We start from the raw sequence: 12,584 nt of genomic DNA, 5'->3' as shown, positions 1-12,584 counted from the left end.
ACGTTACAAATAAATTTTATAAACTATGCAATTCAGTCAATTAAACAAAAAAGGTTACAAAGTACACACTAAAAACACTTTTTTTATCGGTTACCTTCTTCCCCTATTTTAACTTTTATACCTATAGATAAATCTATATCAAACAACCCTTACAGATTACCACTAATATTAAGCAGTTGGTAATAAGTATAAATTACATTTGTACGGGCAGCTTCCAATTGCAGTTCTGCGCTCAATTGGACTGTATTTGCATCCAGAAGGTCAGTTAAAATAGCCAGCTGATTGAAATATTTCTTATTTACAATACGGTAATTCTCATTCGCTTGATTCAGTGAATGCTCCAGCACCTTTACTTTATCAAGAGCTTCCTGATGTTTCAAATAAGCGGCTTTCACTCCTGTCCGTATATTCTGTCGCTGTTGCTCCTCAGCCATTTCCTGCAGATTGATTTGGGTTTTAGCTGATGACAATGAATGCTTCCGGTCAAACAATGCCGAAACTTTGTAAGACAGGTTTAATGTCAATCCCCACGAATTCAGATATAAATCCTGCACCGGTGAAGTATTTGGTATAGGACGCTGAAAAGTATTGCCGAACTGTAAAGACAAAGCAGGTAAAAAATCGGCTTTAGTTATTTTCAGATTATTTCGGGCCAGATCAAGACTCGTCTTGCTTATCCTCATATCCGGATATTTTTCATATGCAGATTGGATGTAATCCTCTATTCCTTGCAGATTCTCCTCCGTTTTTGAAAAGATCAGATCGGGTTCGAAGATCAAATCTTCATTCATTCCCATAACAATGGACAACTGCTGAGATACTAGTATAATGTTGTTATTAGTCTCTTTTAACGACAATTCGTAATTCGATAATTGTATTTCGGAGCGAAGAACATCGTTAGTTGTGATCATTCCCTCTTCCCTCATCTTTCGGATATCCTGCAATCGTCTTTGAGCCTCTTGGATGTTGAGCTCATAGCTGGCTCTTTGTTTGTAAAAATTATACAAATCCAGAAATTTACCCATCAGCCAAAGCTTAAGTCCCGATTTATCCTTTTCGAGACTCAGTTGTGCGATTTCCTGATCCAGTTCCGATTTTTCTATATTTCCTCTAATACGCCCGCCCTGATACAATGGCTGAACAGCAGCCAATTGATAGTTTTGTTTCCAATCGGGAGCATCTGTATGTTTGAGAAAAGACAAATCGCGGTTCAATATCGAAGAAGGTCCGACATAGCCAAACTGACCGCTTACCTGAATATCCGGCAGCAGTTTATTCCTCGCCAGAGAAACCCGGTCTTCTGCCATTCTGATTTTCAGTTCCGACGACTTGATTGTCAAACTATACTCCAAACCTTTATCAAAAAGTTCGGATACAGTTAGTTTATAAGTTGTTTGGGTATAAGCTGTTGTTCCTGGTATCAATAAAAAAAATACGATAATAGCTCCTAATACACTTTTATTCATTACCGATTAAGCCATTTAATTCTCTCAAATAATTTACACACCTTTCCATTCTGGATACATCTATATTCTTTTCTATTTTGACATATACCGAATCCACGATCTTTTGTATTAATTCGCTCTTAGCCTTTCCCTCATCAGTCAATACCACTAGTTTGTTCCTTTTATCACCTTCATCCGAAATACGCTTTATAAGATTGCGTTTTTCCATATTATTCAGAAGATAAGAAAGGTTCGATTTATCCTTATATACCAATGCCGCGAGTTCTTGCTGGTTTATACGGTCTTGCATATATAGCCTCCTGAGAATATGCAGCATTTCAAACGATACATCAATTCCGCATTCCCTAATTTCTTTATATATAGCCTGCCTGTAGGTCGATTGCACCATAAGCAATGTATATACAAAATCCTGCATTATCATAATAACCTAATTTTTTCAGAGGACAAAATTACAAAAAAAAAGATATTAGTTGAACATTCAACCAATATCTTTTTTAGGTTTTATAAAAAAACAATTAAAGTCTACAGCTATTACTCACCCGACCAGCCTTCATATCCACCATCTATGCTATATACATCAGTAAATCCCTGCTGGCTAAGGTATGCAGCTACACTCTGGCTACTGTTCCCATGATAGCACATCACTAATACAGGCAGCTGTTTATCTGTTTCCGTAATAATATTCTGCACATTTTCATTTGTCAGATGAATCGCATCCTGGAGATGTCCTGCGTTATAACTGTCGGCATCTCGTATATCTAATAAAACGGCTCCCGAAATACTTAACTTTTCTCTGGCTTGTTGTTCGTTAATCCTTTTAAACATCTTAATTATTATTTGAGGTTCCAGACCTTTTTATTGATTTAGTAAGTATGAGAAAATACATCATTAAATATTTTCTGTCACTAATTATTAAAAAACATAAAACAACCATTTGTCTTGATTTGTTTATTAAGAGAAAATTTAAACAACACATAATTGAAATAAAAATTGTCGCAATGAATAACAACATAAGTCCCGAATTAAAAAAAATATTACTCGCCGAACAGCGCAGCGAAATTACTGAAGCCCATATATACGAAAGCATAGCATCTTTTATCAAAGATGAGCACAACAAAGCTGTGATACAGAAAATAGCAGCACAAGAGAGAGGACATGCAGCTATCTGGCAGTCGTACACACATGAAATAGTAAAGCCTAACAAGCTAAAAATATGGCTCTACTCAAATATAGTACGCTATCTGGGATTAACATTCGGCATAAAACTGATGGAACGCAACGAGCTGAATGCCGCCCTTAATTACGATAAACTTTCTCAAATCGTACCGGAAGCAAAGAATATACAATTTGATGAAGATGATCACGAGCAACAACTGATCGATTTAATAAAAGACAAGCCTTTAGGCTATCTGGGATCGGTAGTACTGGGACTGAATGATGCTTTAGTAGAACTGACCGGAGTACTTGCAGGGCTAACTTTCGGTCTGCAAAACTCAAAGATGATTGCATCTGTAGGCATCATTACAGGTATTGCGGCAGCTTTTTCAATGGCGGGATCAGAATATCTATCCACAAAAACTGAAAATAGCGGAGAAATAAAACCAATTACAGCATCCGTTTATACAGGTATCGCATATATACTAACCGTTATAATACTTATACTACCCTACCTTATTTTAAGCAACGTATACATAGCACTTTCTTTGACACTTATAGCAGCGATACTTATCATTGCAGCTTTCAACTACTATACGGCCATAGCCAAAGGTTACTCGTTCAGAAAACGTTTTATCGAAATGGTATCCATCAGTCTTGGAGTAGCTTTCATTAGTTTTATTATCGGACTTGCCGTAAAGTATTTATTCAACATCGAAGTATAGAAAAACAGCTCTTTTCGTACATATTAATAGGTATCCAGAATACTTATTTTAATAATTTATTGCGATTGTTTACATTCTTTAATTAAAATACCTTTGGCGAGGTTTTAGGAAGTATTAATCTATTTATCAGTAAAGAATGAACTTAAAAAAAGTCGCATGCAGAATGACAATCAGTTTGTTATTCTTATTGACATGTATCATGGTAAAAGCCCAGAACACGGGAACAATTACCGGTACAATTGTAACGAATGAAGGCACTCCTATAGAGATGGTATCGATATCCATCAAAAATAACAGCAAAGGAGATTACTCTGACGAGAACGGTAAGTTTGCAATTAAAGTAGCCGAAGGCAGCTACACCGTACTATTTTCATATATGGGCAACAAGACCCAGGAAATGCCCGTAAAAGTCGAAGCCGGAAAAACAGTAAATGTAGGCAACATTACTTTCGACTTAGGAGCCAATGCCCTGAACGAAGTTGTGGTTAATAGTATGATTACCAAATTCGCTCAAAAAAAATCTGATTATGTAGCCCGTATGCCTGTCAAAAACCTCGAGAATCCTCAGGTATATACAGTAATACCAAAAGAACTGCTGGGTGAGCAGATCGCGGTTGATTTTAAGAATGTACTGACTTCAGCCCCGGGTGTATCTGGAGCAACATTAGGTGTCGGATCAGGAGGTACAGGATTGGCAATGCGTCTACGTGGCTTCGCTGGAGCGGACGGAGCAGGATCTATCCGTAATGGTATGGCAACAAATTATGTATCATTGTCGGATCCTGCTAATCTCGAAAGCATCGAAGTGATCAAAGGTCCGTCTGCAACATTATTCGGAACAAACCTTATTTCGTATGGAGGCCTTGTTAATAGAGTAACAAAAAAAGCTCATGACGGAAAATCAGGAGAAGTAGGATTCACAGCCGGAGCATGGGGATTAGGCCGTGTTACTGCCGATTATAATACCCCGCTCGATAACGAAGGAAAAGTCCTTTTTCGTGTAAATACAGCATTACACAAAGAGAATTCGTATAAAGATTATGGTATCAATAAAACTTTTATGGTTGCGCCTACCATTACTTATAATGCAAGCGAAAGGTTATCAGTTACTGTTGATGCCGAATATTTCAAATCGAACCGTACAACAGCTTACATCAACCCTAGCAGCGGAATTATTTCAAACTTAAATGATTTGAACTGGGATTGGGATAAATCCTTTGCATCAAATGATGTAACCAGTAAAGCCGAAGTATTAAATGTATTCGGTGAGGTCAAATACAAAATTTCGGAGAACTGGACATCGCAGACTTTAGGTTCATATGCACGTACAGACAACGATGCGAACTATATTTTTCTTGATGTGTATTCAAAAGACAGTCTGCGCAGACGTATGATGCACATACCAAGTGTATTTACGACACAACAATTACAACAAAATTTCAACGGTGATTTTTACCTCGGACAATTCAGAAACAGAGTTCTTGTCGGATTAGATTATACTCGTTTAACAACAAGTGACACCCGTTCGACCCTTAATCCATATGATAAGAGTCTGAATGGCAATACAACAGGAAACATAGGCTTACATGGGCAAGATGCTCCTATTTTCCTCGACCAATATAACAATAAGCTGGCAAGTGCTAATAAACCATCTGCAAACAAACGTTTCACACGAACATATAGTGCCTATGTTTCGGATGTTTTTAATATCACTGAACAACTGGATGTTATGGCGAGTGTACGTTTCGACCGCTTTGATGATGTGCAAAACAATTATATGCAATCGGCTTGGTCTCCAAAATTTGGGATTGTCTATCAAGTAGTAAAAGATAAAGCTTCTATCTTTGCAAATTACATGAACGGATTTAAAAACAAAGGACCTGCAATAGCTAATCCCGAAGGTGAAATCAAACCCTTCAAACCCGAACATGCCTTCCAGTGGGAAGGAGGTTTTAAACTGGAATTCTTTGATAAGAAACTAAACAGTACTATTAGTTTTTATCATATAAAGGTGGAAGACAGAATTCGTTCAATTGCGTCTCCCGAAGGATCTACTGCAACTAATTACAGTGTACAGGACGCAACCCAGATAAGTAAAGGTTTCGAAATGGATGTCATTGCAAACCCTCTGCCGGGGATGCACATCATTATAGGATATGCTTTCAACGATAACAAGTTCGAAAAAGGCGATGCTAACGGAAAAAGAGATATCGCAACACCCAAACATCTTGGAAACTTCTGGATCAGCCAGAAAATTCTGAATGGAACATTAAAAGGATTTGGTATCGGTCTTGGAGGAAACTTTGCGAGCAGCAGTTTTCTGGATGCAAAAAACAGTATTACAGTATCCGGATACGGAAAACTCGATGCCACTGTTTTTTATGAATATTCCAATTTCAGAATCGGAGCTAAGCTAAATAATATCACAGATAAAAGATATTGGTTAGGAGACTATTACGGAGAAACACAATCCCCGAGACAGTTCCTTGCAAACATCACTTATCGCTTCTGATAACTAAGGTCTGAGACCTTAACTTTAATAATAACAATCGTCCGGTGCTGAAAATATTCAACGCCGGACGATTTATAGCTAATAAAAAATTGTATGAAACTAAAGCTTCTGCTTATACTCATTGGTACTTTCTTTCTGTTTGAAACATATTCGCAGGAAGCAATCAATATAGGTTATAAATACTCGATGCACTCTCCCACTATCAACGAAGACAGGCCATATTGGGTATACCTTCCACCGGAATACAGCGATCCTTCATTCGGAAAAGCAAAATATCCTGTAATTTACTTATTAGACGGAGATAAAAACTTTCAGGCTCTGGTTGGAATACAGCAAACATTCACTCGTGGTATGTATAATAATATGCCCGAATGCATCATTGTAGGCATCCCAAATACAGACCGTACCCGTGATCTTACACCATCCCGGTCTTTATTGAAACACAATGGTAAAGATATGTTTACCAACAGTGGAGGCAGTGATAACTTTACTAAGTTCTTAACAGGGGAATTGAGGTCTTTAATAGATTCAACTTACCGCACCTCGGGATACAATATACTCATAGGGCACTCCTTCGGTGGACTTTACGCAATGAATACCTTAGTACACCAAACAACATCATTCGATGCGTATGTAGTACTAGACCCGAGCCTATGGTGGGATAACCGAAAGGTATATAATGAAGCGCAAAATATATGGAAGTCTAAGAACTTCGATAAGAGGTCTCTTTATATTGCAATGGCTAAAGATGAAGACAAACCCGATGACGAACAGAAACATTCCAAAACTATTCATCAGTTTTGTAAGGAAATACTGAATTCTGCCCCCAATAATAATCTGAATACAGGTTGGAAATACTATGAGGATGAGGATCACGGGACAATTATCATACCGGGCATGTTTGATGCCCTGAGATATATTTTCGAAGGAATAACCCTTCCTGTGAAAAAGATTCCGTACGAACCTCAAATAATAGAAGAGCAATACAAAAAACTATCAGAAAAACTAGGATACAGATTTATTCCGGATGAATCACTGATTGATAATATAGGAAAATACGCTCTATCGGTAGATCAAAAGATGAACGCTATCAAGATATTCGAATACAATCTGAATAATTATCCAGACAGTAAAAATGCCAAAGCAAGTTTGGATAAAGCTAAATCGGGAAATCTAAAATAACACAGATCATATTATGACAACAAAAAAACTAATATCGTGGTTACACTTATGGCCGGGGCTTATTTCGGCTCTTATTGTACTCTTTGTCTGCATTACAGGTACAATTATCGTCTATTGCGACGAGATAATGGACTTATCGGCAGGTGATGCCAAATATGTAAAAGAAGTAAAGGACACCCGTCTGCCTGTAGATTCACTCATCAATATTATAAAGAAAGAATACCCGTCACGCAGTAAAGCTATCAGCTATATGGTCGGATATAAAGATCCAGAGCGAAGCGTCCGGTTCAATACATTCAGCCGTACCGAAGGTTTAAGTATGATATATATCGACCCATATTCGGGCAAGATATTAAAAGACGATAACACCATTTATTTCTTTTATATAACCGCTCACCTCCATAATTCTTTACTGCTAGGTAAAACCGGCCAGTGGATTATAGATATTGCAACGATTATATTCATTATAGAGTTGATTACAGGAATTGTGCTATGGTTGCCAAAAAAGTGGAACAAAAAAACAAGAGATGCTTCTCTAAAAATAAAATTCAAATCTACTGCTAAAAGGTTAAACTACGATCTGCATAAAGTTTTAGGCTTTTATGCTTTAATAATTATGTTAGTTCTATCATTAACAGGATTATTGATTGCATTTGAGCCATTATCGGATTCATTAATGAAGATATCGGGAGCAGAAACTTCTCACGAATGGCAGAAAAAGATGCCTAAATATCAGGAAGGAAAACAACCCGCCGATATCAACTCATTAATCCAATATACTTTCGAAAGATATCCCGATAAAGATCAAATTCAATTTAATACTTATAAGCTTGATTCGAGTGGGTATTACATGGGACGTGTAGCAGACCGTATCGGATTGAAAAGCGCCCAATCTCCTGAATATTTTTACTATGACCGTTATTCTGGTAAAGAAATCAAGATGCAGGAAAGTGTACTAAAACACGAAAAAATAGAGAATGCGGTATGGGTTTTACATATGGGTAACTGGATGGGACAATTAGGCAAGTTTGTTACTTTTATGGGAGGTCTTATAGCGAGCAGTCTTCCTGTTACAGGATTCTTTATCTGGTGGAGCAAACGAAAAAAGAAAAAATAAGGTTTCAGACCTTTAGTCTAAGCTTATCAAGATGAACAAAATAGCCGACTATTCATTTAAATAGTCGGCTATTTCTAATTTTTATGGTCTCAAAAACTGAGAATTTGTTTTTTCCCAAGAGAAAAGAACTGCTGTATTTATAAGTGCTAAATGAGAATAAGCCTGAGGAAAGTTGCCCAATTGACGCTTTGTACAAAAATCGAGGTCTTCACTAAACAACCCTACATGATTTGAATAAGTCATCAACTGATTGAATAAATTCAGAGCTTCTTCTTTCTCCCCGATAACGAACAAAGCCCTCACCATCCAAAAAGTACAGATAGTGAATGAAGATGAAGGTGTTCCGAAATCATCATGATTCTTATATCTGAACATAAGCCCTTCGTGTGACAATTCTTTTTGAATACATTTCACTGTTTTTATATAACGCTCATCTTCAGCTGAAATAAAACCATATTGCTCCATCAATAGCAAAGAGGCATCCATATCGCAGTTGTCGTACGCCTGCGTAAAACTTTGCAGTTCCTCATTCCATCCGTTAGTGCAAACATCGTCATATATTTTATTGGCTTCATCTTCCAACACTGCCGCATAATCATCTTTATTCAGCAACTTAGCAATCTTAATCGCTCTGTCTAAAGCTACCCAGCACATCACTTTGGAAAAAACGAAATGCCCTTCTATATTACGGAATTCCCAAATACTCTGATCTTTGTTACGCCACTCAGACATCACTGTCTTTACGATATTACGAACAATCTCCCACATTTCTTCGACTTCATCGAGGTTACCCGGAAAATACTGGTAGTAACTGTATATAACGTCCATCAAATATCCTAACGAGTCGTTTTGCTTCTGGTTGTAAGCAGCATTCCCGATACGAACCGGACGTGAATTTCCATAACCTGACAAGTGAGGAAGAACCTCCTCCGTAAGAGTACGCTCTCCCCTTATTCCATACATGATCTGGAATTGATCGTATTTCAGTTTTAATATGCTCTTGATAAAGCCTAGAAAACGCCCAGCTGCATTAGGATGTCCCATTTTAAGGAGAGTTTCTATTGACATCGACGCATCCCTGATCCAACAGAAACGATAATCCCAATTTCTCACCTCTCCGATTGTTTCGGGAATACTCGTTGTCAGAGCAGCTAATACAGCACCTGAAGACTGATAAGACATCAATTTCAAGACTAACAAACTTCGGGCAATCTTATCGCCGTAAGTATCGAAACGTTTAGATCGATAACTCCAGTTGAGCCAATATACTTTTGTACGCTGATATTCGAGCCTTACCCTGTTCAGATCAACTGTTACCAGCTTTTGATTATATGAAAGAAATAAGAATTCATCTTTTGTAAGCTCAACTTCTTCCCTATTTAAAATCGTATCAAAATCGAGACTCGAATACAAATAAACATTATCCATATCCTTTGACTTCGAAGATGTTCTTATATAATTATTCTTTTTCGAAAAAACAGCCTCTTCCCGGGCATAATTCATGACAGGATCATATATAACTTTAAAGCGGGGTTTCCCACTGACATGCTTAATAAACCTGTACAATTCGGGAGACATATAATAAGTGTTATCGGTAGTTCTGTACCTCGGCATAAAATCCAACAGGTCGAAAACACCGTCAACCGACTCAAATCTGGTCTGAAGAATATTCGTTCCCGGTTTATATTCCTGAGTGATCATATACGAGTCATCTACCTCGATAGCGAACGATCCGCCTTTTCGTTCATCCAATAATTTTGCAAAAATTGAAGGAGAGTCAAAATCAGGCAGACAGAGCCAGTCGATACTCCCATACTTTGAGATTAAAGCCGCTGATCTGCAATTACCTATCACACCATAGTCTAAGTCTTTCATATCAATTGTTTTTTATTCCGAAACGCACTTTCGGATAAGTTCAAAAATCAGCACATTGAACACAATGCACCTTTCTTACGTTTATAGAGTAAAGTATTTATTCTATGCGATAAGATTTAAGGTCTCAGACCTGCTTATTGTCTCTCCTGAAATCAATAACGACCTGTTATTACCTAGCATTAAGAGACGTCTATACAGACTAAAATATACATCCGGAAAGCATTCCGATCTTTCGACCTTTTCGCATACAGACAACTACATATTCGAGTGAATTATGAAAATTATCATTATATCTAACAGATTACCTCTGAAAATTGTTGAGGAAAAAAATGAATTTAAACTGATCAAAAGTGAAGGAGGACTTGCAACAGGTCTCGGATCACTAGTTACTAAACGCGAAAAACATTGGTTGGGATGGCCGGGTTTACATATCAATGATGATAATAAAAAAGCCGAAATCGACAATCAAATGGAAGATCTTAACTTTCATCCGGTTTATCTCACTCCTTCCCAAATTAAAAACTACTACGAAGGATACAGTAATAGTACAATCTGGCCTCTTTGTCACTATTTTTATTCGTACATGGGCTCAAACAATAGTTATTGGGAAGCTTATAAAGAAGTAAATGCCTTGTTCTGCGAAGCTGCTCTCAAAATCATTGAGCCGGGAGATATTGTATGGATACAGGATTATCAACTGATGCTGCTGCCTGCTATGATTCGTGAAAAAATACAGGATGTAAGTATCGGATACTTTCATCATATCCCTTTTCCGTCCTATGAAATGTTTAGGGTATTACCCGAAAGAGCCGAGATATTGAAAGGTCTGCTGGGTGCTGATCTGGTCGCTTTTCACACATACGATTATATGCGGCATTTTGTGAGTGCAGTATACAGGGTACTAGGGCATGAATGTGTCCTGGATGAAATCCAACTTGAAGACCGAATTGTTGAAGTAGACGCTTTTCCGATGGGAATTAATTACAATTTATTTCACGATGCCATACTTCGTCCCGAAGTACAGGAAAAAGCTAAACAACTCAGGGAAGGTTTCGGAAGCAATAAATTGATTTTATCGGTGGACAGGCTCGATTATAGTAAGGGAATCATTCAGAGGTTAAAAGGCTTTATCAAGTTTCTGAAACACAATCCCCAATATCATGGAAAGGTATCTTTGGTCATGATCGTTGTTCCCTCTCGTGATACTGTCGATACATATGCAAAACTAAAAACAAGGATCAATGAATTTATCGGTGGAATAAACGGTAAATATTCTACATTAAGCTGGACTCCTGTCTACTATTTTTACAGGGCTTTTTCATTCGAAGAGCTAACAGCGATGTACCATCTTGCCGATATTGCACTTGTTACACCCCTTAGAGACGGTATGAATCTGGTTGCAAAAGAATATATTGCAGCTAAAAGAGACAAACCCGGTGTGTTAATTCTAAGTGAAATGGCTGGAGCTGTCATTGAATTATCCGATGCAATCATCGTAAACCCCAATAATACAAAAGAAATTGAAGACGGGATTATTGAAGCCCTCGAAATGCCAGTTAACAAACAGCTTGTTAAGCTAAAAAAACTGCAGGAAATTGTATCTACTCAAACAGTCGAACAATGGGCTTCTGATTTTATATCAGAGCTTAAAACAATTAAAGACCACAATAATGACAGATATGCTAAGGTCATAGACAATAATCAGGTTGAAATCATTCAGAATTCTTATAAAAACGCATCAAAAAGACTAATCATATTCGACTATGACGGAACTTTATCGCCGTTTTACAAAGATCCGACAGAAGCATATCCGAGAGAAGATTTACTGAAACTCTTAGCTAAGTTATCCGATGATCCGAAGAATAAGGTTATTATAAACAGCGGGCGAAACAGTGAAACTCTCGATAAATGGTTCGGTGAACTGAACATCGGACTTGCAGCCGAACACGGTGTATACTACAAAGAAAACGGTGTATGGCATAGCAATCTACAGGAAATAGTATGGGATGATGAAGTAATGAACATACTGAAACATACAACTAAGAAAACTCCATATTCTAAAATCGAAGAAAAAAAGACTGCTTTAGTATGGCACTACAGAGCAGTAGATACCTGGCTGGCCGATCTAAGAGTTAATCAGCTGATAAAAGAACTGATTAATCCCTGTTCTCGTCTCAACCTTCAAATAATGAGAGGAAATAAAGTTATCGAGATAAAATCATCCGATTACAACAAAGGAAGTGAAACGCTCCGTCTGATGAGTCAGGATAAGTATGATTTTATCATGGCAATAGGAGACGACACCACTGACGAAGATATGTTTGCCGTGCTGCCCTCAGATAGTGTAACTATAAAAGTCGGACGCATATCCGATATTGCCAAATATAACCTTCCGGCACAATCATTAGTCACTCCTTTCCTGAAAAGAATTACCGGAGCATAAACACAAGTAGCTCTGTAAAGTCTTGTGTTTGTCGTAGAATCTTATATATTTGTGAGTAAATGGTTTCATACCGGTTTATTAACAACACCATATTTGAACAATAGACAAC

9 protein-coding genes are annotated in these 12,584 nt (G+C 37.5%); 5 read left to right on the top strand and 4 right to left on the bottom strand.

The window, feature by feature from the left end; all coding sequences use genetic code 11:
- Positions 1-149 precede the first annotated feature (149 nt).
- From K322_RS0100125 to glpE, 3 genes are all read right to left on the bottom strand, one after another.
- The gene (locus K322_RS0100125; protein ID WP_026625022.1) at positions 150-1,466 is read right to left on the bottom strand and encodes a TolC family protein; all 1,317 of its coding nucleotides are present in this window, start codon (positions 1,464-1,466) and stop codon (positions 150-152) included.
- The gene (locus tag K322_RS0100120) at positions 1,459-1,887 is read right to left on the bottom strand and encodes a MarR family winged helix-turn-helix transcriptional regulator (RefSeq protein ID WP_026625021.1); all 429 of its coding nucleotides are present in this window, start codon (positions 1,885-1,887) and stop codon (positions 1,459-1,461) included. Before K322_RS0100120 ends, K322_RS0100125 begins: the two co-directional genes overlap by 8 nt.
- A gap of 110 nt (positions 1,888-1,997) precedes the next feature.
- Positions 1,998-2,291: a thiosulfate sulfurtransferase GlpE gene (gene glpE / locus K322_RS0100115; protein ID WP_084158478.1), complete on the bottom strand. Its 294-nt coding sequence runs from the start codon at positions 2,289-2,291 to the stop codon at positions 1,998-2,000.
- A 173-nt stretch (positions 2,292-2,464) separates the two neighbouring features.
- On the opposite strand from glpE, the gene K322_RS0100110 reads away from it, so the two are divergent.
- The 4 genes from K322_RS0100110 (at position 2,465) to K322_RS0100095 (ending at position 8,157) form a co-directional block, all read left to right on the top strand.
- Positions 2,465-3,346: a VIT1/CCC1 transporter family protein gene (locus K322_RS0100110; RefSeq protein WP_035330959.1), complete on the top strand. Its 882-nt coding sequence runs from the start codon at positions 2,465-2,467 to the stop codon at positions 3,344-3,346.
- 136 nt (positions 3,347-3,482) lie between these two features.
- On the top strand, positions 3,483-5,858 hold the full coding sequence (locus K322_RS18205) for a TonB-dependent receptor (protein ID WP_084158477.1): 2,376 nt from the start codon (positions 3,483-3,485) through the stop codon (positions 5,856-5,858).
- 93 nt (positions 5,859-5,951) lie between these two features.
- Entirely contained in the window at positions 5,952-7,040 is a 1,089-nt protein-coding gene (locus tag K322_RS18200) for an alpha/beta hydrolase (protein ID WP_051290525.1), read from the top strand.
- 13 nt (positions 7,041-7,053) lie between these two features.
- The gene (locus K322_RS0100095) at positions 7,054-8,157 is read left to right on the top strand and encodes a PepSY-associated TM helix domain-containing protein (RefSeq protein ID WP_035330957.1); all 1,104 of its coding nucleotides are present in this window, start codon (positions 7,054-7,056) and stop codon (positions 8,155-8,157) included.
- Between the two features lie 81 nt (positions 8,158-8,238).
- On the opposite strand, the gene K322_RS0100090 is transcribed toward K322_RS0100095, so the two are convergent.
- Positions 8,239-10,032: a glycoside hydrolase family 15 protein gene (locus K322_RS0100090; RefSeq protein WP_026625017.1), complete on the bottom strand. Its 1,794-nt coding sequence runs from the start codon at positions 10,030-10,032 to the stop codon at positions 8,239-8,241.
- A 274-nt stretch (positions 10,033-10,306) separates the two neighbouring features.
- On the opposite strand from K322_RS0100090, the gene K322_RS0100085 reads away from it, so the two are divergent.
- On the top strand, positions 10,307-12,475 hold the full coding sequence (locus tag K322_RS0100085; RefSeq protein ID WP_026625016.1) for a bifunctional alpha,alpha-trehalose-phosphate synthase (UDP-forming)/trehalose-phosphatase: 2,169 nt from the start codon (positions 10,307-10,309) through the stop codon (positions 12,473-12,475).
- Positions 12,476-12,584: the final 109 nt, after the last annotated feature.

The organism is Indolivaga capnocytophagoides DSM 22835, assembly GCF_000426485.1.
Classification (GTDB): Bacteria; Bacteroidota; Bacteroidia; order Bacteroidales; family Dysgonomonadaceae; genus Dysgonomonas_A; species Dysgonomonas_A capnocytophagoides.
This window is presented reverse-complemented; position numbering and strand designations above follow the sequence as displayed.

What these genes read in the sequence shown, in the direction of transcription:
- glpE (WP_084158478.1), bottom strand. Translation starts at nt 2,291, where the DNA reads ATGTTTAAAAGGATTAACGAACAACAAGCCAGAGAAAAGTTAAGTATT.
- K322_RS0100125 (WP_026625022.1), bottom strand. Translation starts at nt 1,466, where the DNA reads ATGAATAAAAGTGTATTAGGAGCTATTATCGTATTTTTTTTATTGATA.
- K322_RS18205 (WP_084158477.1), top strand. Translation starts at nt 3,483, where the DNA reads ATGAACTTAAAAAAAGTCGCATGCAGAATGACAATCAGTTTGTTATTC.
- K322_RS18200 (WP_051290525.1), top strand. Translation starts at nt 5,952, where the DNA reads ATGAAACTAAAGCTTCTGCTTATACTCATTGGTACTTTCTTTCTGTTT.
- K322_RS0100085 (WP_026625016.1), top strand. Translation starts at nt 10,307, where the DNA reads ATGAAAATTATCATTATATCTAACAGATTACCTCTGAAAATTGTTGAG.
- K322_RS0100120 (WP_026625021.1), bottom strand. Translation starts at nt 1,887, where the DNA reads ATGATAATGCAGGATTTTGTATATACATTGCTTATGGTGCAATCGACC.
- K322_RS0100110 (WP_035330959.1), top strand. Translation starts at nt 2,465, where the DNA reads ATGAATAACAACATAAGTCCCGAATTAAAAAAAATATTACTCGCCGAA.
- K322_RS0100095 (WP_035330957.1), top strand. Translation starts at nt 7,054, where the DNA reads ATGACAACAAAAAAACTAATATCGTGGTTACACTTATGGCCGGGGCTT.
- K322_RS0100090 (WP_026625017.1), bottom strand. Translation starts at nt 10,032, where the DNA reads ATGAAAGACTTAGACTATGGTGTGATAGGTAATTGCAGATCAGCGGCT.